Here is a 23,507-nt window from a genome sequence, read left to right as displayed (position 1 = left end):
ACATTTTCATTGTATCCTTTTGATATTCTCGCTTTATACTGAGTCGGTTATATCATTTTCACTTCAGAAAAGGGGCATACATATGAAGTCAACTAAACTAGCATTATTAGCCATGTTAACGGGGATTCTGGTATCACCAGAACTGACCCATGCGGCAGACATTCAGCCATCCGGGTATGCACCACTACGAACACAGGCAGATAAAATGGGGGCGACAATTACATGGGACAGTGATGACCAGTCTGTTTTGGTCAAACTGAAAAATGGCATTGTTGGGACCTTTACAGTTGGTGAGAAGCAATATCGTTTAGCTGGACTAACCGGAAAAGCGGACCGGGAAATTAAAATAGTGAATGGAAATGTATATCTTCCTACAAAACTTCTTACAGCGCTTGAAGCAGAGAACAGCAAATATGCAGATCCTAAGGACGCAGTTCCCACCTATAAAGTAATCCCCTCTGCCGAAACAGAAGCTGTGGAAGATGGAGAAGACGCAGCCGACGACCCTGCAATCTGGCTCAACCCGGTCGATCCGGAGAAAAGTAGAATTTTAGCAACCAATAAAGGCGGCGGGATTTTAGTCTATGATCTGGAAGGCAAACAACTGCAAAACATGAAGGTCGGAAAAATGAATAACGTGGATCTTCGTTACGGTTTCACGTTGGGCGGCAAAAAAATTGATATCGCAGGGGCAACCAATCGAACCAACAACACGATCGATATCTTTGCCATTGACGGTGCATCAGGAAAGCTGACCAACGTGGTTGGCAAACCTATTAAAGCATCTATGAAAGAAGTGTACGGATTCAGCTTATACCATAGCCTCAAGACAGATAAATTTTACGCGCTCGTGTTGGGCAAAGAGGGTGAATTTGAGCAATATGAGCTGACTGATGACGGAAGCGGCAAAATTGCAGGTAAGCTTGTCCGCCAGTTCAAGCTGAATACGCAATCCGAAGGCATGGTTGCTGATGATGAATATGGTACGATCTACATCGCTGAAGAGGATTACGCCATTTGGAAGTATAGTGCCGAGCCAGACGGTTCATCCGAGCCGCTGCGACGTGTTGATATTGCAGATGGGCGCAGGCTTCACGATGACATAGAAGGACTTACTTTGTATTACGGTAAAGATGGCAAGGGGTATCTCATGGCCTCCAGTCAAGGAAACAGCAGCTATGCGATCTATGAACGACAAGGCGACAATGCATATATAAGCAACTTTACGATCAGCGCTAGCCCTACTGTTGACGGTACGTCTGTCACAGACGGTATTGATGTTCTTGGCTACGGATTAGGCAAGAATTTCCCTCATGGTATCTTCGTTGCACAAGATGACGAAAATCTTCAAAACGGCAAAAAGTTAAATCAGAACTTTAAAATGGTGCCTTGGGAGCGAATCGCTACGGGAGCCCCTACCCCGCTAACGATAGACGATGGCATCAACCCGCGTGAATTGGTAAACAGAAGCACGAAGTAATGCCCCTCGGGGAAATCAACTCAACATTCCGACCCTATTCATAGAAAAAAAGAGGTGTTCCAAAAGCCATAAAACGGCTACTTGGGACACCCCTTTTTGTTTTTAAGCGAGAAAAGGTTTAAGATCCAGCACCAGCACATTTACCGAGTTGGCCGGTAAGTCTAAGAGGACAGAATCCGAATGAAGCGTGATCTGTTGTTCGGTAGGCACTACCTTCTCATCATTCTTCTTGTTCACGTTAGGTACATGAACAAGCGAGGAATCGCCGGTTAGTGTAATCAGCTTAGCGATGGACTCAACATTCAAATCTTGTAGATTCAGCTGTGTTACCTTATCCACGTTGTCGGCATTCACCAGCTTCACATATACATGCTCAGCATCTTGGGTTACCGAGTTGAACACGTCTCTGTTGTAGGCCTCCAGCTTGTAGTCCAGCACTTTGCTGGTTGTCTCGCCGTCGGTGTATGAGCAAATCAGATTGCTGCCCGTTTCACCGCCGTAGTTCACTGTTATGGTGTAGTCCGTGTTGTCAGCCAACTCTTCATAGCTAGCTGCTCTCAAGTTACCTGCCGCTGTACTGGAAGAGTAGTCACCCAATGTGTAGCCTTCTATGCCTTGCTTGTAAACCTTCACGCCAGTAGCCTTGCCGCCATAGCCGATCGCGTATTCGACAACGTCCTTTTTCTCCGCAGAAATATCCGTGAGACCCGCACCCACATAAAAACCGTCCGTGCCGGAAATACGGGAAGCGACCACCTCTACCTTGTAATTGCTCCAGCTGTCGTTCAAGATGTACAGACCATTCAGACCACTATCCTGAGCTTTGAGCACAAGCCCCTTGCCTTCCTCTACTATTGAGCCCACGGAACCGGGAATGACCTGCCAGGCCGAATTCAATTCCTGGGTAAAGTCTTGATCCAGCAGCACACTGCCGTTCTGGTTGGAAGTAACGGTCACACGCTTAATCATAACCTCAGCGTTGCCTGTTGCAATTTCAATTCCACCCTGAGGAATGAGGTCCGTTGGCTTGCCGTTTTTGTAAGTAGAGAAAGAAGTGCTCAATACTTTATTCCCCAAATATTTAGCATACATTTGCTGTACATAGTAGTTCGGCGTAAACCATACCGTTTCGTCATCGAACCAGATGCAGTCTGGCGTCCATCTGTAGGTTCCATCTGTCAGCACCTTGTTAAACAGCGGTGCATAGGCAGCCAACCGAACGACATCGGCATTATTTTCGAAGCCCGTCATCACCGCTGCCTCTGCTACAGCGCCTGCTAATGTATTCTTATCCGTTGAGGCGTACTCCCCGACAAAAACCTTTGATGTTGCTTTCCAATTTATACTGCCGTCCACGTTATAAGCTCTGTAGTAGTAGTTATAGCGGTCCACGTTATTCAGCAGGTACTCGTTAGAACGATAATAGTGCTCGTCTGCAATGGTGTCCATATAGTCTTTTTGCTTCTCATACCAGGTTACCGTTTCCTCCGTCACCTGGTTACCATCTGCAAAAGCAACCTTAGCCGAACCGGTCATATTACCGCTTAAGAACTTCCAGCCCTGCTGATAGGCATCGTCGTCTGCTTGAGCGCCAACCGTGGAGATGATGTGTAGCTCATAACCCGGATAGTTTTTCTCCATGTACTCATCAATCGACGTTTTGAACACTTCAAAGTTGGCAAAGAATTCTGTGCCCCAGTTCTCGTTACCTACCCCCAAATAACGCAGATCGAACGGAGCTTCATGGCCCATTTTTTTACGCATAGCAGCCCATTCATTATGTTCAAAATCCACACTAATCGCAAAGTCGATCAGATCCGTAAAGTTCTTAATATAGTATTCTCTCAATGCGCCTCCAGCGGGATGAGCATAATCCGAGCGGGCTTGGCAGAGAACGCCGCAGGCCATAACCGGAAGCGGAGCTGCATTCAGGTCTTCTGCCAACTGGAAATATTCCATATAACCAAGACCCATGGTCATCATATAGCCCCATACATTAAAGTTTTCCTTGCGCAGCTCGATATCCCCAATCGATTCCTTCCAATCGTATACGTTTTCCCATATAAATGAACCCTCGGAAATACAACCACCTGGAAACCGCAAAAACTTCGGATGCATGCCAACCAGTGCGTTCACCAGATCTTTTCTCAGTCGGTAGTTAGGATTACCCTGGAAGTTAGCATGTGCCGATGGGGATTGCTCTTCCTCTCCTGCGCCCCATACATCTTGTGGGAATAAGGAAACCATATCAACCGAAATGTCCCCTTCAAATGTAAGCGCCAGCTGCCCGAGAACCGTAGCTGAGCCTGTCAGTACAAGCTTGGAATCGATGCCGTACTTCTTCCACGTGTTGCCGCCTTCCACCTGTATCGTAACCGAATCACTAATAGCCTTTTCATTTGAGTCTTGCAGTTGCAGTGTGATTGTGCCCGCTGAATCGGCCTTCGCCCAGATGGTAAGCTCATACTTGGCGCCCTCTTGGATGGACATGGCACAATTCTGGTTAGAATCGGAAAAGCCCTTGTTCCGAATCGTTGCACCATCCGCTACCGTCACATAATAAGAGTTCACTTCTTTGTCTTTTGCGCCTAAAAACTCATTTAATCCACCGCTATGTTGTGGAGTCATCTTATCCGTATCACCAGACCAGGCAAACAACGGGTTGCGGTTCCGTCCTGTAGAGCAGCCGCATTCACCGGAAGCATGGGAATACGTATCAAACTCGAAAGATTCAAAGGAGCGATTCTGAACGAGTTCTGCATAAATCCCGCCATCTGCCGCGTTATTGATATCTTCATAGAACAAGCCGTACATCACTTCGCTGACATCCAGTACTTCCTTATTTCCATGAATGGTCAGCGTGTACGGAGGCAGCTGTTCAGGAAGAACGGATACTTCAAAGCTCTCTTCAATCTGGCTTAAGCCCTTCGTCAATAAAGCTGTGACGGTAACCCCTTGTGCGGAGGTAATCGCCTGCACCTGCCCATTGTCAGAGAGTATACTAGGTTGGCTGGATTTCCAGGTCACTTCTACTCTACCGCCCATCAGAACGGTTGGCAGAGTTATGTCCTTGGTTACAATCGTCGTCGGAAAGGACAAATATTTATCTCTGGCAAGCTTCACGATCTCTTCATCTGTCAACGAATCGCACATGACCTCAATGACTTCATCTGCCGACAAGCCTGCTTTATAAATTCGAAAGTCTGAAACGGAGCCCGCAAAGTCTACATCCGCTGCATGCTGGGAGCGACCGATGAAATTGTTGCTGTAGTTGGACGAGTCTGTAAACGTTTCGAACCATTTACGCAACTTGGCATAGTTACCGCTGGAAGTTTGACTGATGGAACCGTCCGCTACTACCTCACCATTGACATATACCACCGGACCCGCACTGCTTAATGTGCCGCCTTCCGTGCCGATCACAGACAGGGCTATGTGCATCCACTCATCCCTGACAAAACCTCTTCCCGGGTCTACGGACAAATCTGCCTCGGTGAAAAGGGTTCCGCGCAGATTCCGTGTCATGAACATATAGGGCCCTGTATGGGCTTTACCAAAGTCAAAGACACGTTCCCACATATCTGTGAATCTGCCGAAGTTGACCCAAGCAGTAACCGTCACACCGGTGTTATCGCTTACATCTTTGAATAGATCGGAAGGAAGCTGGATATACGATGTACCGTTGGGGCCTCCCTCAAGCGTCAAAGCTGCTCTACCGGTAGCATGGGAAATCGTAGGTGTTACTGTGCCTGAAGCAACCCCATCGTTACCTTGCCCTGAGCTATCTTTGCCGACGTTCTCTGCATCATCAAACTTGTAACGCGCAATGATTTGATCTTGGAATTTGGTCATCTTCGTTGCTCCTATACCTATAGTTTATTAATGTAATAACTAATTAGTTAATATAAATGCATACTATATAGCTATAGTACCTTATCCTGAGTACCTTTTTCAATCCAATAAATCGGATTTATGAAGAAAATCCTTGAACGAACTACATAAAAAGGCAGCCATCACAGAAGATACTCTGCGACAACTGCCTTTTGGCTTACAGGATTACTTGGCCTAGTCGGAACTTTTCCGAAATAAAGAAGCTTGGTCGTAGCTATGGTTATCCGTTCAATTTTTGTCCACAATTCGGACAGAAGTTAGCTCCTTCGTTTTTTGTACCGCAATTCGGACAAAAATTGGGCTTTTTACCGTCTCCAGATGGAGAGGGGGCAGCAGGTGTAGGCTGAGTCTCAGCCGAAGGCTTTGGGTTCGGGTTTAAATTTTTCATCATTTCATTTGCTATATTCATCCCCATCATCATACTCGCCATATCCGAAGCTGCACCGCCGCCTTTTACATTACCCGATGCAATCCCGTCCGTCATCGTCACTTGTTGGTACTTTTGCAGATTACCGATCATTTCATGAGAAGCTGTCTTCGTAATCATATCTTGGATTTCTTGAGGATAATTGAAGCTCATCACATGAAAGCCAGTAATCGTCATACCATTGTCCATCACTTGCATATCCAGATCTTCTTGAATACCTTTTGAAATGTCAGAAGCATTCGCCTGCAGATTGAACATGTCCTTTCCTTCTCTGCTGATCCACTTCATCAATAACTGATCCAACACCGAAGTAATCCGTATTTTCACATCCTCAACGAGATAACTGTCCTTCACTCCGGCAATCTTATCGATGAGCGTAACATAATCGTTCACTTTAAAATTAAATGTGCCATTGGCACGGATCGGCATACCGCCTGGCAGCTGGGGGGTCGGGATCAGCACTGGATTCTGCGTCCCCCATTTGACCGTAAACTCCTTCGTATTAACGAATAAGACCTCTACCCTCATGCCGCTGTTAAAACCAAATTTAAACCCTTTTAAGGTGGATAGAAATGGAATAATGTCAGAGTCCATGTTATACGACCCTTCATTCTCAAAAATACCCTCTATCTTGCCGTTATTTACAAAAATCGCATCTTGACCGGAGCGGATGATTAATTTACTGCCTTTTTTAATTTCACGATTGCTCCACTTCCAGAAAATCATATCATCTCTAAATTCTTCCCATTCTACAACATTTGCAAATTGATTTCTGAAGAACCCCATACTGTATCCATCCTTTCAGTTTAGGATTTTGCAAAATTCGATTCCAGTCGCTCCAAAGTGCAATATATAGACGAACTAGACCATTTCGATCTATATATTATTTATTGAAAGTCGCTTATTGGATTTTTACAAAATCCTCAGTTAAAATGATCCTCTGCTGCCGCTATGCGAATGACCGCCGCTGGTAGTTCCGCCACCACCGCCTGAGCTGCTGCTACTGCTGCTCTTTTCAATCTTCCGCTTCGTTGTCGTTGTGTGAAGGTACAGATCTCGATGCTCCAGAACTCCTGAAGCGTTCGCATCCTCGTAGGTCTGTCGATTTACCGTAACCCGACCGCCAGAATTGGAAACCATTTTACCCACGATCATCGCCGCCAATCCCAGTGCAACCGCCAAATGAAGCCAGCCTTTAAAAAATATGCTGTCTGGATTCACCCCTGGACGGATGGCCAAATATTTGTGCGCGCTTAGAATATACTTTTGAAATGCCAGCCCATAGTTGCCGTTCGTCAAATCCGGGCTAATCTCATGGCGTATTTTAGTAAGCCTGTCATCATCCAGATACCGTTCTGCCTTATAAAATCCGGCCAAGTACACCTCTCTATTTCTCATATCCATCGTTAAAATGACCGCGTTCCCATGAGATCTGTCATACCCAGGGCCATGGTCATCATAAAAGTCCTGCGTCATTTTCATAACATCCATATTGTCGGGATTAAGGGTAGTATAAATAATAATGTCCGTTTCTCTTTCCGCTCCGTATTGATTAGCCATAGCGTTCAACACATCATACTCTTCCTGATTGAGCAGACCCGCTTCATCATAAATCAATGGCTTCATTTCTATCGTTGCTGGTTCGCCCTTCATTTCCATAGGAAGCGCCAGAAAAACAGCAAAGAACAACAAAACGGCTATAATCGCTCTATGCTTTTTCAATAGAATTCCCCTCCCATCATCAGCCAAGTGATTAATCTTAATGAGAAGAGAGTAATGCCGAAAATGCCTGCAAACCAAGCTGTTACTTTGAACTTACTGATCGGAGGCTTACCGACTACCTTGCCCGTCTGTCCGTTCATAGCAAACGTATGCTCCAATTGATTGTAGTCATAGTGTATGACCCATACCGGGAGCAGAACATAATCCGCTTGTTTTAATGTAGTATCAATTTGCTTTTCCGTATAACTCACGGACGTATACTCTGACACCGTAGAATGAATATAAGCATCAATATATTCCTTCACTTTCTCTTTAACTCGCGGGAAGAGTTCTTCTTCGTTATAACTGTACTTCTCCGCAATATAACCTGCTAGATATGGCGTTTTAAAGGGTTTTAGCTGATCGTATGGAAAAGGCTCCAATTTATCCATCAGCTCGTCGTTCATTTTCTCCGCAGCATCAATCGGAACCTTTACATAATTCAAACGGATTTTCCGATATACATCAAAATGCTTCGTTTCCGTATATTCGTAGTCTCCGCTCGTATAGGTTCTCACTTGGGTACCTTCACCTTGAACCTCAATTTTATTATGTAATTCATATAACCAGAAGGGCACATACATCCCGGTTATTCCCTTGATTCGGTCTGCTATCATGAACCGATTCGGCGTCAGACGGCCGTTCTTGCACCATTTTTTGAAAGCAACTATGGCCTCTTCCTTACTGATTGAAAAAGGAATAACCTGCGTCGGAGCCAGCTTCCCGGTCAGTCGGTCTCCAAGAACCACGGCAGAACCACAAAAACTGCACACCGTTGCACTCGTCTCCACTTCGGTCATAATCACTGCTCCGCAGTTATTACAATAATACTCATGGGCCTCATCTTCTGAAAAAATACGATTTATCAGAGGATCAGGAATAGATTCAATATTGTCCTCTCTTCCGCAACTATGACAGGATAACCTCCCTGTCTCACTGTCAAAGACCATGCCGCTGCCGCAGTTGGGGCATTTGTATTCGATAACCGGCATCTGCTCACCTCTTCATGTAGATACTGTTATGATTCCTTAGGGTTGATTTTTTCTTTGATTGCAGCCAATTCATCTTCTGTATTCGTACTCTTCTCGTATTGTGCAAATAAGGCATCCATGTCGTCCTTCGTTCCTGCCCGAAGCTCGGCTATAGCCATCGCTTCATCATACGCTCTGTTCACCTGCTCTTCCATAACTTCGAAAGCAGAATTCTTGCTGCCCATAGAGTTCAAGGCTTGCTGTGCTTTGGCAACCGCCATCTTCCCTTTAAGTTCAGCGTGCCGCGCTTCTAGTTGCCCCATATCGGACACCAACTTCTCCTGCATTTGTTTCATATTTACGGCGTTTGTCGAAGCTACATCATAGGATGTTTGTAATTGTTCCAATTTCTCCGCCTGCAAACCTTTCCTCTCCAGAAACTTTCGAGCTTCCTCTTCATTACCAGTTTCCACAGACTTACTGGCATAATGCTGGAGCTTTTTGATTTCGGCTTTGCATTCATCCAATGCTCTTTTCGTCCTTCTCTCATCAGCCAACACTGAAGCCGTCTCCGCTTTCACCTTGCCTAGATCACTGTTCAAATTCCGCATATAATCGTCAATGGTCTTCTCCGGATCTCCCACCTTATCCACTAAGGCGTTAATATTCATTTTCATAATATCCCTAAACCTCGACAAAATTCCCATGATGACCTCCTTCGAAAGGACTACATTCCACCATATCATACATCAAATCCGGTAAAAAATGTTCATCATAGCTCTATATACTGGCCCACTGATCACTTTCGGATGTGTGTTCGTTTTATTATAAAAGCAAAGGGTCCAAAAACCCGCGACAGATTTTTGAACCCCTTTATTTTATTGTTCCTGATTATAGTTCTTCATAGGACTTGGGGTCCTGCCCCCATATCCGTCCATCCTCACTGCTAAATGCCGAAATCACGTTCATTTCCTCTGGAGACAACTCAAAATCAAAAATATCTAGATTCTCCGTTTGGTGTTTTACAGAAGAGGCCTTAGGGATCGGGATTGCTCCAAGTTGGATATGCCAACGTAAAATCGCTTGTGTAGTCGTTTTACCATGAGCAGCAGCAATTTTCCCAATCTCTTCATTCTCCAGCATGCTGTGACCGCGACCCAAGGGGCTCCATGATTCCGTCACGATGCCCTGTTCAGCATCTTTTGCACGCTGATGTTCCTGATTAAATAATGGATGCAATTCAACTTGATTTAAGCTCGGCGTGACACCTGTTTCCCGAATTAAACGTTCATTATGCTCGGGCAAGAAATTGCAGACCCCAATGGAACGGATATAGCCCCTTTTCTTTGCCTCAATCAACGCCTGCCAGGCTTCAACATATCGATCAATTTGGGGATTCGGCCAATGGATCAGATAAAGATCATAATAGTCCAGTCCTCCTCTATATAATGACTCTTCGATCGTTACAATGGCTTCTTGGTAAGCATGTCGGCGACCCGGTAGTTTGGAGCAAATCAACAATTCTTCTCTGGGCACAGAGCTCTGCTGGACCGCTTTCCCAACAGCACCCTCATTTTCATAGTTGAACGCTGTGTCGATCAGACGGTAACCTGCATCAATCGCGCTGGTAATCGCCCTCACTCCGTCTGCACCCTTCAATCCAGCTGTCCCAAATCCAATGACGGGCACTTTAACGCCATCATTCAATACCTTCTCCGGAATTTGTTGGTTCATATTACAGCCTCCTTTACTATTCTCATAAACGTAACACCTCTTCAAAGCTCCGGCAAAATATAGCAATCCAATACAATACATTCCGTTCCCTATATATGTATATACCCACTAGCTCGTAACTTCCCTACCAAGTTCTCTGTGTGCTAAATCAAAAAGCGCCTGATCCCCATTGAAATCATACTTGAAGTCAAGGGGTCAGGCACTTGTATACCACTACCAAATCATATAATCCACTTCATGCTGAATTGCTTGGTTGTCCAACACAAAGTTGAAGCGTCTTTATTTTTATTTCAAGCCTTTCCATACCCAGTTCTCTACCTCAGGTAAGTCAATGCCTTCTTCGCGAATGAATTGATGATGTTTCTTAATCGTAGCATCCATTTCATCCACAATATTCGTGTACTTGCTAGCGTCAGGTAAATTTAGAACAGCTTCCTTCACTAAGTCAAAACGATCCATTTGATTCAATACACGCATATCAAATGGTGTCGTAATATCTCCGTTCTCACGGTAACCATGCACGTGCAAGTTATGATTGTGACGATCAAAGAACAGATCTTTGATCAGACCTTCGTAACCATGGAAAGCGAAAACAACTGGCTTGTCTTTTGTGAAAAAATGATCAAACTCGGCGTCGGATAATCCACGCGGGTCTAGTTTTTGACTTCTCAGTTTCAGCAAATCTACTACGTTGATGTACCGAATCTTCAAGTCAGGCAGTTTTTCATGCAAAATGGAAATCGCAGCTAAACTTTCAATCGTTGGCTCTGTACCCGCAGAAGCAATGACAAGGTCAGGTTCTCCACCTTGATCTGTACTTGCCCAGTCAATAATCTTCAACCCTTTATCCACCAATTCCTTCGCTTCATCAGCAGTAAACCATTGTGGACGTGGGTGTTTAGACGAAACAATCAAATTGATCTTTTGACGGTCGTTTAAAATGGTGTCGAAAACAGCCAACAATGAATTGGCATCCGCTGGCAGATACTCCCGAATAAATTCTGGTTTTTTATCAGCCAAATGACCTAACAAACCTGGATCTTGGTGTGTATACCCATTATGATCCTGTTGGAACACTGTTGAAGTTGCTACGACATTCAGTGATGGGATATCTGCACGCCATCCTTGATCCGTTGCTTTACGCAGCCACTTAAAGTGCTGGGTGATCATCGAGTCAACCACACGCAGGAAGGCTTCGTAACTTGCAAAGAAACCATGGCGACCTGTTAATACATAACCTTCCAGCAATCCTTCAGCTTGGTGTTCGGATAATTGAGAATCAATTACGCGGCCATAGGATGATAAGAATTCATCATTAGGTTCAATAATTTGGTCCATCCATTGGCGTTTGGTTACTTCAAAAACAGGAGCCAAGCGATTAGACATCGTTTCATCCGGTCCGAAGATTCTGAAATTACGATTTTCTTCATTTAAAAGAACCACATCTTTAACGTATTTCCCTAAAACCGACATATCTTGCGCAATCACTTTACCAGGTACGGAATTATCCAGCGTATAGTTACGGAAATCCGGTAATTTCAAGTCTTTAATGAGGTTACCCGCATTCGCAGCAGGGTTCATTCCCATACGTTTATCGCCTGTAGGCAGAATTTCAGCAAGCTCAGAGTTTAAACGACCGTTTTCGTCGAACAATTCCTCTGGTCTATAGCTATTCAGCCATTCTAACAAAGCAGGTGCGTGCTGCATATTTTTTTGATCAACCGGAATTGGAACCTGATGGGCACGGAATGAATTTTCATTCGGCACGTTGTCCCATTCCTTCGGACCCGTCCAGCCTTTAGGTGAACGGAATACAATCATCGGCCAAGCCGGACGAGTAAGATCATTATTTTCACGCGCATTCTTTTGAATAGCTTCAATCTTCTCGATGGCCGTATCCAATACTTTCGCCATTTCTGGATGCATGTGATCCGGATTTTCACCTTCAACAAAGAACGGCTCCCAACCTAAACCTTTAAAGTATGAGGTCAATTCTTCTTTTGATTGACGAGACATAATCGTTGGATTACTAATCTTAAAGCCATTCAAGTGCAAGATTGGCAGCACTGCACCATCCGTGATGGGGTTGATAAATCGGTTAGAGAACCACGAAGCGGCTAATGGGCCAGTTTCAGCTTCGCCATCACCAATAACAACAGCCGAAATCAGATCAGGATTATCCAAAATGGCACCTACACCATGAGAAAGAGAGTAGCCTAATTCTCCACCTTCATGGATAGATCCAGGTGTTTCAGGAGCAGCATGTGAAGCAATACCGCCAGGGAAAGAGAATTGTTTGAACAATTTCTTCATGCCTGGGATATCTTGCGTAATTTGCGGATAGATTTCAGTGTAACTTCCATCCAGATAAGAATTTGAAACCATAACCTGGCCGCCGTGACCAGGACCTTCAATGTAAAGCATGCTCAAATCATATTTATTAATAACACGATTTAGATGTGCATAAATAAAGTTTTGACCCGGAATTGTGCCCCAGTGTCCAATAGGCTTAACCTTCACATCTGAATCTTTTAAAGGCTCTCTCAACAAAGGATTATCTTTTAAATAAAGCTGACCTACCGAAATGTAGTTCGTTGCACGCCAATATGCATCAAGTTTTTTCAAATATGTTTTAGATGAATAATCTGCTAACACGGGTGATAACGACATGGTGTCCACTCCCTAAGTAGTTTTGTTTGTAATTTATTTCCGGAAATTTCATCTACATGTCCATCATAACGCTACGCCAATTTAATTCAACCTTTTTCACAAGTGATACGGTCCAATTTTGTGAAATTTTGAACATACTATGAAATATAAATTAAAAAGACAGTAAAAAAGCTCTTACATTAATATATATAGAAGTATAAACCAATAAAATTTGTTATAAACGAAGCTATCGCAGGCTCCAACCCTTTTCTAAAAACCATAAAAAAAAGACTGGAGAATTCTCCAGTCTTATCATTAGTGAACCGATACAAAGGTATTAAATTTTAAATATTTGTAATGAAATCGCATATGAGAAAACTCAAATGGCGTACCGTTATCTAAAAAGAACACACCTTCCATAATACCTACAGGCTCATTTTCATTTAAATGTAGTAGCTTTTGATCATTCTCTTGAGACGGTTCTGCAAAAATGGATAAAAAAGATTTGGTGACGGCCAAGTTCCGCGAGTCTTCCAAATAATTAAAAATAGATCCCTCGATAATGGTCTGATTTAAATTCTGGACGATTTTAATGGGGATATAGCCTGTTTCAATCATAAAAGGATCATCATCAAATAGACGTAAGCGGACAATTTTGTAAACAAAATCATGAGTCTCCAAGAACAAATCACGCTGTAATTCTTCGGTTGGCGGAATGACCTCAAAACTTAATACTTTGATTTTAGGCTTTTTACCATGCATTTGAAAATTATCAGTGACCCCTAGATTAGAGCCTTCGTAGTTAAAGATAGATTCATTTCTTATGTATAATGGATTAATAAATGTCCCGGAACCTTGTTTTTTGAAAATAATTCCGACATTCTCCATTTTAGTCAGAGCACGTTTAATTGAACTACGACTAACCTGGTAAGTCTCACTAAGACTACGTTCATCTGGCAATCTCATATCTGCAAACTTTCCCGCAAAGATTTTCATCTTGAGATCGTCAATAATTTGCTTATAGACAAATTGTGTCATATAGTACTCCTCTTTCAGGTCTTCTATAACTCCATATAGTTTACCATAACTTGCCCATTTCATCTCGTGTTTGTTTCTGTATGCTGAGTGGACTTTCAACCGAATAGGAAGCGTCCTCGCTTTTACTTTACATCTCTATGCATAATACCATGATTACACATACATAACACCACGGAACGTATCTACAAAACAGCAGAAAATACAGCCCCCCCACCTTAATAACATCGGTAATAAGACCAAGCCTGTTTCGAACCTTGAGGGATGTTTGACTAGACCAGGCTAAAATCCTTGAATACATTGTTATTATTTATCTTGTTCATACGTTCACTAATAAGAATGGTGGGGGGGAGATCATATTGGCTATCCGCTACAGCGTCATCATTCCAACCTATAATCGAGTCCAGCAATTGTTGCTTACACTCGCTTCATTTGAGACACAAACCTATCCAAAGCAACTATTCGAAGTCATTGTAGCTGATGACGGTTCTACAGATGGAACGAAAGAAATGGTCGAAGGCTTCAAAGCATCCTATCCTCTTATCTATGTGTCACATCAGGAACAACGCGGTCGATCTGCCGTTCGAAATTTGGGACTGCGCCGTGCAAAAGGGCTATACATCATCTTCTGCGACGCTGACTTTGTAGTATTACCGGAATTTATTAGGATCGTGAGCCGTTATCACCGTAAATATCCCAAGTCCGTGCTTTCAGGCATTCCTCACTCGTGGGACGATGCTTTTACCCATTATTACCCTGACTTTTCTCCTGAAGAAAAAGAACAATGTCGCAACATACTTACGCAGTCCAACTTATGGAATGCTGACTATGAAGCAGCGAACGAAATTACTCCGATCATAACCCCAGAAGATATCCTTCACCAAACGGGTGCACTGTCTAAAGTAGTTAGTCCCACAAGGGTTCCTCCCCATACGCAGAAACAATTTGCCTCAACGGACGTAGCCCCCTGGATGCTGCTGGTTACTCGTTGTGTAGCCATCAGACGCAGTCACTTGATTCGTATTGGAGGTTTTAATGAACGGTTTGTGCTGTATGGACTCGAGGACTGGGACCTTGGCTATAGACTGCATCGCTTGAAAATCCCTTTTTATTGCATCAAAGAGGTAGTCGGATATCATCAGGAACATCCAACCTATCTCAGAGGTAACGTGTTAAATACGGAAAATCTGAGAATCATGTATGAAACCTACGGATTCAATGACTCCTCGTTAAATTTATTCGCCCTTATCCCTCCATCCGAGGATTTTGAGACCTACAAAAATACATTGCGGGTATTGCGCAGGGGATTCCGTTCAAAGTTAACACGCTCATCAGCACTGTTATTAAGAAGAACACTACGCATTGCAGCCAAGCAGTTCTACGATCAAAGCCATACTCATGCATACAAAAAATCATTACACTTGATAAAAAAGAAAGCAGCGAACCGGAAAAGTCGAGTCGCTCATGTGTTACGAGAAATGCTAGTGAAGTCTGAAAAGCTGGTGGAGTAGCAAAAGGCGGAAGGCCACGAAACACATGAATTTTTCCCGTAATAAAAAGACTCCTCCATCTGAGAGCAGGCCAAACTCGGCAAGCTGTCTTATGGAAGAGTCATATGCAACTTTTTCTTACTTTTGTTTTTCCGTTAATGTTCTCACTTTAATAGGATGCAGATTCGCCTCGATTTGAGCCCGCTGCGGTTCATACCACTCTGGCAGCATTAATTTCTGCCCCAAAGATTCAGCAGGTTCATTATTAGCAAATCCCGGTGGATCTGTAGCAATTTCAAATAGGATGCCGCCCGCTTCTCTGAAATATATCGCATTAAAATATTGGCGGTCTATGATTGGAGTCGGCTGATATCCATAATGCTGGACTGCGCTTCTCCATTCTTCATGTTGTTCAAAATCTTTTGCACGCCACGCAATGTGATGTACCGTGCCTGCTCCACCAAAGCCTAAACCCATTTTGGCGAGCGGAACATCTACGATGTTGCCGATTTCTCCTACGGACTGATAACGGGCATATTCTGCGTCTTCAGCGATTTTCGTAAATCCGAGTATGCTCTCCAATGCATCCATCGTCCTCTGTGGATTGACGCTAAATAGCACGGCACCTCCAAATCCCTTAATTGCTTTATCAGCCGGAATACCACCGTAAGACCAAGTACTATTCGCTCCCTCTTCACGTTCGACAAGCTCAAGGCGTAAACCCTCATTATCCTCGAATTGAAGATATTGTTCAGAAAAACGGCTCGTTTTTGTAACTTGAATATCAAAGCTTTCCAAACGATGCTGCCAAAAATCAAGTGAACCTGGGGGTACCACATACGAGGTTATGCCCACCTGGCCTCCTCCGATTCGTCCTTTGGGCGTTCCTGGTGCAGGGAAAAATGTAATGATCGTTCCAGGACTTCCTGCCTCGTTACCAAAGTACAAGTGGTAAACCTCAGGAGCATCGAAGTTGATTGTTTTCTTCACTAACCGAAGCCCCAGGACGCCGGCATAGAAGTCGACATTTTTTTGCGGATTACCGGCAAAAGCTGTAATATGATGGATACCTGTAGTTTGCAGTGACATATGAAACCCTCCTTTAATCGTAGGAACCTTTGTTTTTTGTCGTTGATGATTTTTAATGACCTAAATATCATGTTTTATCTAAGTAATGCATCGATGGAATATGAACCTGCCCCTGTCAACGCAATACCGATTACAACTGCAATAAGAACTAACAGATATTCATAGCCATTAGCTGTTGCCCAGATCCCGTTTGGGCCATGTACTTTGAAAATTGCTCCGAGCATAGTCACCGTAATCAACAATGCAGCCAGTGGAGTGAGTAGTCCTACAGCAAATAGAGCTCCTCCCAACAATTCCATCAACCCAGCAGACACTGCCATGAATACTCCAGGCTTAATGCCTATCGATTCCATCCAACCGCCAGTACCTTTTGGACCATAGCCACCAAACCAGCCAAAAAGTTTCTGTGCTCCGTGCCCCACCAATAACAATCCAACCACCAAACGTATCAGTAACAATCCACTTGCCAACATAAAAATCACTCTCCATATTATATTTTTGTTTAAAGATTATCAAATTAGAGATATTAGATGAAACCAAATCTATTGTTTAGCGATTCGGGCCTGTTCTTTTCTAAGTTTTTCAGGAGTAACATCATCTCCATTCGGATCATAAATCGTAGCATTCAAGAGAATGCTTTGTACAGAACCCCGAAAGATTTGAAGGTATTCTTTGCGAAGATCCGTTTGTTCCGTTTTTTCAATTTCAGTTAATCCGACTTCCTTTGCTTTTTTTGCGAGCTGATTAATTCTTTCTAAAATGGTGATCATGTGTATACCTCCCTATTCAAAATTTTCTGATTGTTTTTATCTTTAATTTATTTATCTTGATATAAAGATATAATACTTTTCTATCCGTGTCAATACTTTTTCGAAAAGAAAAGAAGCTGAATGCTTGAGTTGCTTTTAAAGGTGAAAGAAAAAACAGCCGAAACACTTAGAGACACCTTCAAGCTACAAGTTGTGTAAAACCTCTTCAACTCAATTACTAGAGCCATAATAAAAAGCCACCAACCAGAATCACTGGCTGATGGCTTTCTTGTCTTACTCAAATGGAGGCGAGGGGAGTCGAACCCCTGTTACGGTTTCCCCAAAACCTTATTCTACAAGGCTTTTCGGGAGTTAGTTGCTATGAAGTGCCATTCTTATTATCTAAAATTGTTGTATATTTTGAACTCGTCTACAGTCTACCCCCCAAAAAAACAGGGTATTTGGTCAAAATATTGTACGTTTTAGCCTGTCCCAAGTATAATCCCCCATGTTATTCTGCAACCACTGTCTTTACTTAACAGAATTATAATACGCTGTTTCATACCTTGATAATGCATCTTTAATCAATCCATGGAATTCGTAATCATAATACCATAACGTTCTCCATACTCTGAATAATGTATAATGCCTTTTTCCTTTTCTTCTTTATGTAAAATTGAAGTACTAAAGATATGGATTAAATATCCTTATGTATATTAATAGGCAATGTCTTATATATCTCTTTAAAACGAGGTATTATAATGTTCCTAAATTCATAGATATTTTCATAATCTCTTTGTGTCATTTCAATTACTTTAGATACACGAATGGTTTCCTGAATCTTTATAATAATTCATGCCTTTCGGTGCTTTCCAAATAAGTTGGATTTCCAAATGATTAGCTCCCATTAATATCAGGCTATAATGTAGGGGGGCATTCCCCTACCGGGTTGGTCCCCTCTTCGGGGCCATCTTCTTTCCCCTTGCCCTCTCTACTTCTCTTCTATCCGTCCTCTGTCGCTCTCGTCTCTCGCTCCGATCAACCCCTTTTTAACCCCTTTCTTGTCTGTGTGTTGCCCCTTCCGGGACGGGTGGATCTTTTGGCCTTCCGGCGTCCCCCTTCGCTCTCGCTTCTCTATTTCTATTATCTCCTCCGCCCGCCCATCCTTTATTCCCATGTTAGTTCTTTTATATTTTATAAATATACTTAATTTATCCTTAGATATTATATTAATAGAATGTAGAGAAATGAATAAAATATCATTAGTTATCATTAAGCAAATTCTTGAAGAATTGCAAGGAAAAAATAGAGGAATATTGCTGAATTAAAGAAAAGGCCATGGAGATGGAACAGATATTCGACATGAAAATTCGAAAAGCGAAAGAGGTTGAAGTTGTGACATTTGTTTCCTATCTACTGCTGCTTGTTTTTATTATTTCTTAATTCACTATTCAAATTAAGAAGAATTCCTATTATTATCGATCCATAGAAGTAAAGCGCACTAGCGTTTGGTCCTTCAAAAATATTAATACCCATTGCTCCAAAAATCCAAGACAGTACCCATACAGCAACGAAGGTGCCAATAATATAGAATGCAATCATAATCGTTCTCCCTTCAATTCATGATTATCCTTATATAATAAAACAAATTAAAGGATGAAGATATGTTTAGCTCGTAATAATAAATCCTCCAACCATTCTATGAATGATTGGGGGATTTATTCGCTATGATTCTAAAAACATTTAAATTGTAAAATTAAATCGACCAGTATAGTCGGTTTTGCCAATTCCGCCAAAGGAGACAACTCCAAAGCCTAAATTAACCTCTGTATCGTTTCCAGGCAGGTTTCTATGTGAATATCCTACTGCAATTGCGGTATTAATCCCTTGGGAAGAAGTTGCATATCTTAATTCTTGACGTCCCCAGCCACTTTGAACTGTAGTACTTCCGCCAGCTTTCATATCTACAAACCAAGCAGTACCGCTGACTTCTTCTTTATCAACTGGACTCGAATAAGTATTCCCTCCCGCAGTATGTTGTCCATTTGGAGTACCTGTAGGAGTGGCATTGGACTGCCAAGCCATCGCTAAATTATCTGTGTAAAAATTAAACGGACTGCTAGTCCATCTATAAGTAGCATAAACTTGATAAATTCTTTCTCTTCCGTTGTTAGATGTGCCTGAGTACACAGCATAACCGGAAATATTAGGAGTCGCACTTGCAGCAAGCTGATTAGTAGCAGCTTGGTCAGTTACTACATTTCCCTCTTCATCAGTAATGGTAACAGTAGTGTCCACTTCTTGAGCAGCTACCTTTTTGCCGTCTTTAGAAGAAATATCTCTTTTCATCTCAATTGGCAAAGTAGAAATTTCGGTTGTTTCAAATCCCATTTCTTGCAAGTGCTCATCAAGTGTACTCTCGCTAACAGATGAGGCATCGGATAATGCAGGAATAATCCCTTGATCTACTTCATTGCTTGCTTGAGCGCCCACTGACGTTAATAAACTAAAAAACATAAATAGCGACAATAATCCCGAAAATACACTTTTTTTATTCAATGATTAATCCTCCTTGAATTTTTTGAAAACTCTTACATGTTTCGAAATTATAGTAACAGGGAACAGCTTGGGCATACGGCCAACATATCGATGTAGGACAAAAAATGAAAAATACGACACGCAGATTGCAACAGTTCCAATTTTCTAGTTTCTTCTTTATTCAACAGAAGAATATCACCTTGTCAGCATTCGTATCACCATCCCTTATATTTGTTTTACTACCTTACAAACGTATCATATATAAGGTATCTTTTGTATGTTTTTTTGAATAAAATGTAAATTTATACTAAAGTATCATACTACCACATTTATCCTTTCGCTTATAAATTTTCACTCACCCAAGGCATATTTTCCTATATTTAATAAAATAAGGATCATATAATTTGAAGGAGTGAACACGTTGAGCGATGCGTTAATGGCAAGAAATTTAGACAGTTTGGGGAGAATTGTGATCCCTATAGAAATAAGAAGGAGACTTGGTATTAACAAGGACACGCCAATGGAGTTTTTCATTACGGAGGATTCCATCATCATGTGTCGAGTAGGTAACGAATCATGTCTTCTATGTGGGGAAACCAAGCAATTGATTCAGCATAAAAATTCTTATGTATGTATCTACTGTGCAAATAGCCTCAAAGGTAGTCCAATCCCAGAAAATCAGCTACCTTCTACGACAGAAGATATTCAAAATTTATCTGATGCACATATGGTTAAGTTATTGCTAGATCTTATGAAACAGTATCCTCGTGCCTCTATGAAAACCTATGCCAAATTGCTAAAAATCTCACCAACTTATGCATATTTTCTTAAAAATAAGTCGGAGGAGTAATGTCATCACTTAAATAATGTACTACATAAAAGGCGAGTAGAGCCCCCAAAGATTACTCGCCTAAATCCGCTGCATTCAAACAGTCGGATTTTTTTTACGGTTATAATAAGTATATTGATATTGATTGATAAGTTCGTCCAGAACCATTGATTGTTTGAGTACGCTAGCGTGACCAAAGCCATATTTATTTTGAAGATCATGCAGTTTTTTTCTAGCTGTTTCTACATGGTGACTCAAAATGTTGTCGGTTTGCATCACAATTCCTCCCTTGTACTCTTATTTTAGGGAGTCATGTGGTAACCATTGAAAAGTATATGTTTGGTAAAAACTATATTAAAAAGAAAAAGACCCACTCTTAGAGTAGGTCTTATTTTCAAGCTGGATTTATTAAATTTCGCCGTGATGCGCTGGAGAAATTTCTCCATTACCACTGCCTGGAGGTATAGGAACAATCACAATAGCTACTGCTATGATACTTGCTACCATCAGTGCCAAAATCTTTTTACTCTTCATCTTCGTCCACCTCTTTAATTAAATTTTTGTAAGCTTCATTTATCTCTGAGGAAGCATGTTTCCCATACTCCTCAAACAATTTTACAATTTTAATTATATACGATTTATTATTGATTAATGTAGATTTTTCCAAACAACTTAATAAAAATTTAAAGCCATCAGTAAATCTTCCTTTGGTCAAATAATAAACTGATAATTCCTTTGAAAAATGTATAAAACGACCGTTAATGAATCGCTGACTATATCTGCCTTCATTTACCTGTTGTTCCATGTATGATGTTATTTCAGAATCAAATTTCTGAAGCACTTCATCTACATTAATATTATATTGGTTAGCGGCTTCTATTATGATATCAAGGGCAGGAAGAATTTCGTCTTTTCTTTCAGAAAAGTAAGATACATAATCGGGAAGTACGCTTACTTCACCCGCGAGAATCCTATTTACAAATGTATTAGCGCCTGCCCACTCCTTAAATTGATTCTTCCATTTCACCGTCGTTTCGTCCGTTTCCTGTACCCAACTTAAATCAGCATATAATTGGATATGCTTAAAGCCCATCGCATAGTCTTTTTTAGCATCACAGACTTCTGCTTGAATTAAATGCGCAAATGCCCAGTACACAAATGCAGGATAGAATGATCTTTTATTGTTTTCATCACGATCAACATTATTGTTCTTACTAAATTTGTGTTGTACTTCAGCTTTGTATCCTAGCACTTTAGCGAATTTGTCAGCCTTATCCCATTTGCGCAACGAACGATATGTATTCACTAAAGCCTTTAATGCATCCAATTGGTTAGCCTCATCTAGACGATCCACGTAACATTCAAATTGAATGGCTGCTTCGTAGTTCTTTTGTTGGTCTTCTCCTTGCCTAGTGAGAAATAATCGGTAATGGCAAATGGACAAGCGCTCTGAATACTGTTTTTTCTCAGTTAGTGCCACGTTTTCATACAGTATAGCCGCCGCTTCATACAAGCGTTCTTCAAAAAAATGTTCAGCTAATTCGAATAACGGAATAGCATATCCTAATTTATCCAACAACATATCTACAACTTTCCGTATGCAATCCAATTTATTCAATTTTGCACAATTTTCCAAAAAGGGACTCATTCTTCGCCAGTTAGGTTCGGTATCGACCAAGTACTCAGAAATATACCAATCGTAATAATAACCCACGGGATGCCCCATTGCGTCGGTGAATCTATCCAATTGATAAACTGAGAGCTTGCGATTTCCATTGACGAAACCACTAATTGTACCGGGATTCATATCGGTAACCCTAGCTAAATCGCTTACACTTAATTCTTTGTCTTTCATATAGCTCAGCAGTTCTGCGAGTATCGTAGTTGTGTTGGACAAAATAAACCACTCCTTTTAGATCAACTAGGATATCATTCATTTTAAAACACAATTCTCACAATCAAATGCATATCAGCATTACTGGAATTAGTATACCATCTATTGGAATATTTTCATATGCACATCTAAAAAACTCTTTATATAGGCATAATGTTCTTATCTTCATAATTCTCCCCTCTTTTTTTGATATGGTCTACCTAAAAACCACAGTCCCTCCGGCTCTTTGGTTATCCCTATACTTCTTAAAACACAAGTGCGTAATCAGACTGTCTATTGTACCGTACATATGTTATTGATAAATGGTAAATAATGAAATGTCGTGTGTGTATGAGGTAAATCAAAAAAGGAGGATTTAGGAATGGCTGAAATTGAAAACACCTGTTTAGTGTAAAAGTTTTAGACGCAATAGTGCGTTTCGTTAAGATGTGTTAACATCAGAAGGCTGGGAAAGACTTCTTAGGTTGACTGAACTTCTGTATGCATGTGCCAAGTCAGAATATGATGAAACGCTTAACAACACAGATGAGAATTTACATAATAAAAAGTCAAAACAACCTCTAGCCTTTTACTATGGCTACAGCCACTTAATGCAATCGTGTTGCACATCTAAAGCAGCAAAATTATAGAGCAGATGGACATGCATTTGTCTCGCCTCCCTTTTGCCAGATACCCATATATCATTTACAAGAGTAAAAGCGTGTCTTGTGTAAATCTGCTACGATTGCTCCAATTCTCCTAAAACAAATGTTAAGCTAGACATTCGGCAGAGGGACGTATAGCTGACTGGGGCTATAGTTTCCTGCTATTGGCTTCCTTTAAATCTCAATCGGTCCACTTTAATACCAAATCGCTGATCATCGTCGCATCCAAAGCATAATTTTTTTACAAAACAGGGTTGTAGACATCATGTCTACAAATCCGAGTACAATTTGATCCTTAATAATTTCATGTCTACATTCGGTCTACA

The 23,507-nt window shown here is 41.7% G+C and carries 19 protein-coding genes; 3 read left to right on the top strand and 16 right to left on the bottom strand.

The features are described from left to right. The first annotated feature begins 82 nt into the window (after positions 1–82). On the top strand, positions 83–1,480 hold the full coding sequence (locus C1T21_RS11845) for a phytase (protein WP_103048392.1): 1,398 nt from the start codon (positions 83–85) through the stop codon (positions 1,478–1,480). A 102-nt stretch (positions 1,481–1,582) separates the two neighbouring features. Here the strand turns inward: C1T21_RS11845 and C1T21_RS11840 are convergent, their stop codons facing one another. The 8 genes from C1T21_RS11840 to C1T21_RS11805 form a co-directional block, all read right to left on the bottom strand. Further along, complete coding sequence (locus tag C1T21_RS11840) at positions 1,583–5,332, bottom strand: alpha-L-arabinofuranosidase C-terminal domain-containing protein (RefSeq protein WP_103048391.1); 3,750 nt, start codon at positions 5,330–5,332, stop codon at positions 1,583–1,585. A gap of 259 nt (positions 5,333–5,591) precedes the next feature. Next, positions 5,592–6,584 (bottom strand): SPFH domain-containing protein, encoded by a 993-nt coding sequence (locus C1T21_RS11835; RefSeq protein WP_103048390.1) that lies wholly within the window; start codon positions 6,582–6,584, stop codon positions 5,592–5,594. Between the two features lie 141 nt (positions 6,585–6,725). Continuing rightward, a complete protein-coding gene (locus C1T21_RS11830; protein WP_103048389.1) occupies positions 6,726–7,520 on the bottom strand; it encodes a TPM domain-containing protein in 795 nt (264 codons plus the stop codon). Next, complete coding sequence (locus C1T21_RS11825; RefSeq protein WP_103048388.1) at positions 7,517–8,551, bottom strand: TFIIB-type zinc ribbon-containing protein; 1,035 nt, start codon at positions 8,549–8,551, stop codon at positions 7,517–7,519. Before C1T21_RS11825 ends, C1T21_RS11830 begins: the two co-directional genes overlap by 4 nt. A gap of 26 nt (positions 8,552–8,577) precedes the next feature. Next, positions 8,578–9,237, bottom strand: a complete 660-nt coding sequence (locus C1T21_RS11820; protein WP_103048387.1) for a PspA/IM30 family protein — start codon at positions 9,235–9,237, stop codon at positions 8,578–8,580. Between the two features lie 184 nt (positions 9,238–9,421). After that, complete coding sequence (locus tag C1T21_RS11815; protein ID WP_103048386.1) at positions 9,422–10,264, bottom strand: aldo/keto reductase; 843 nt, start codon at positions 10,262–10,264, stop codon at positions 9,422–9,424. Between the two features lie 285 nt (positions 10,265–10,549). Continuing rightward, positions 10,550–12,934 carry a phosphoketolase family protein gene (locus C1T21_RS11810; protein ID WP_103048385.1) on the bottom strand — a complete coding sequence of 795 codons (2,385 nt, stop codon included), beginning with the start codon at positions 12,932–12,934 and terminating at the stop codon, positions 10,550–10,552. A 294-nt stretch (positions 12,935–13,228) separates the two neighbouring features. Next, positions 13,229–13,951 carry a GntR family transcriptional regulator gene (locus C1T21_RS11805; RefSeq protein WP_023986502.1) on the bottom strand — a complete coding sequence of 241 codons (723 nt, stop codon included), beginning with the start codon at positions 13,949–13,951 and terminating at the stop codon, positions 13,229–13,231. 356 nt (positions 13,952–14,307) lie between these two features. Here C1T21_RS11805 and C1T21_RS11800 point away from each other — a divergent pair, with 356 nt between their 5' ends. Next, entirely contained in the window at positions 14,308–15,459 is a 1,152-nt protein-coding gene (locus C1T21_RS11800) for a glycosyltransferase (RefSeq protein WP_103048384.1), read from the top strand. Between the two features lie 117 nt (positions 15,460–15,576). Here the strand turns inward: C1T21_RS11800 and C1T21_RS11795 are convergent, their stop codons facing one another. The 5 genes from C1T21_RS11795 to C1T21_RS11770 all read right to left on the bottom strand — a co-directional run bounded on the left by C1T21_RS11795 (position 15,577) and on the right by C1T21_RS11770 (position 19,835). After that, positions 15,577–16,527, bottom strand: coding sequence for a ring-cleaving dioxygenase (locus C1T21_RS11795; RefSeq protein WP_103048383.1), 951 nt, complete (start codon positions 16,525–16,527; stop codon positions 15,577–15,579). Between the two features lie 74 nt (positions 16,528–16,601). Continuing rightward, positions 16,602–17,000, bottom strand: a complete 399-nt coding sequence (locus C1T21_RS11790) for a DoxX family protein (RefSeq protein ID WP_103048382.1) — start codon at positions 16,998–17,000, stop codon at positions 16,602–16,604. Positions 17,001–17,069: 69 nt separating this feature from the next. Next, positions 17,070–17,297: a DUF896 domain-containing protein gene (locus tag C1T21_RS11785; RefSeq protein WP_061830218.1), complete on the bottom strand. Its 228-nt coding sequence runs from the start codon at positions 17,295–17,297 to the stop codon at positions 17,070–17,072. Between the two features lie 1,392 nt (positions 17,298–18,689). Beyond that, the gene (locus tag C1T21_RS11775; RefSeq protein ID WP_103048380.1) at positions 18,690–18,878 is read right to left on the bottom strand and encodes a hypothetical protein; all 189 of its coding nucleotides are present in this window, start codon (positions 18,876–18,878) and stop codon (positions 18,690–18,692) included. A 141-nt stretch (positions 18,879–19,019) separates the two neighbouring features. Next, positions 19,020–19,835 carry a hypothetical protein gene (locus tag C1T21_RS11770; protein WP_103048379.1) on the bottom strand — a complete coding sequence of 272 codons (816 nt, stop codon included), beginning with the start codon at positions 19,833–19,835 and terminating at the stop codon, positions 19,020–19,022. A gap of 400 nt (positions 19,836–20,235) precedes the next feature. On the opposite strand from C1T21_RS11770, the gene C1T21_RS11765 reads away from it, so the two are divergent. Further along, positions 20,236–20,664: an AbrB/MazE/SpoVT family DNA-binding domain-containing protein gene (locus tag C1T21_RS11765; RefSeq protein ID WP_103048378.1), complete on the top strand. Its 429-nt coding sequence runs from the start codon at positions 20,236–20,238 to the stop codon at positions 20,662–20,664. Between the two features lie 75 nt (positions 20,665–20,739). On the opposite strand, the gene C1T21_RS11760 is transcribed toward C1T21_RS11765, so the two are convergent. The 3 genes from C1T21_RS11760 to C1T21_RS11755 form a co-directional block, all read right to left on the bottom strand. Continuing rightward, complete coding sequence (locus C1T21_RS11760; RefSeq protein ID WP_180984582.1) at positions 20,740–20,919, bottom strand: aspartyl-phosphate phosphatase Spo0E family protein; 180 nt, start codon at positions 20,917–20,919, stop codon at positions 20,740–20,742. Positions 20,920–21,051: 132 nt separating this feature from the next. Beyond that, positions 21,052–21,177, bottom strand: coding sequence for a hypothetical protein (locus C1T21_RS27945; RefSeq protein WP_258012436.1), 126 nt, complete (start codon positions 21,175–21,177; stop codon positions 21,052–21,054). Next, a complete protein-coding gene (locus C1T21_RS11755) occupies positions 21,167–22,540 on the bottom strand; it encodes a helix-turn-helix domain-containing protein (protein ID WP_258012435.1) in 1,374 nt (457 codons plus the stop codon). The genes C1T21_RS27945 and C1T21_RS11755 overlap by 11 nt, the downstream gene beginning before the upstream one ends. Between the last annotated feature and the right edge of the window lie 967 nt (positions 22,541–23,507).

The organism is Paenibacillus sp. F4 (genome assembly GCF_002894905.1).
GTDB classification, from domain to species: Bacteria; Bacillota; Bacilli; order Paenibacillales; family Paenibacillaceae; genus Paenibacillus; species Paenibacillus polymyxa_B.
Note: the sequence above shows the minus strand (reverse complement) of the source record. Positions and strands in the feature narration are given on the sequence as shown.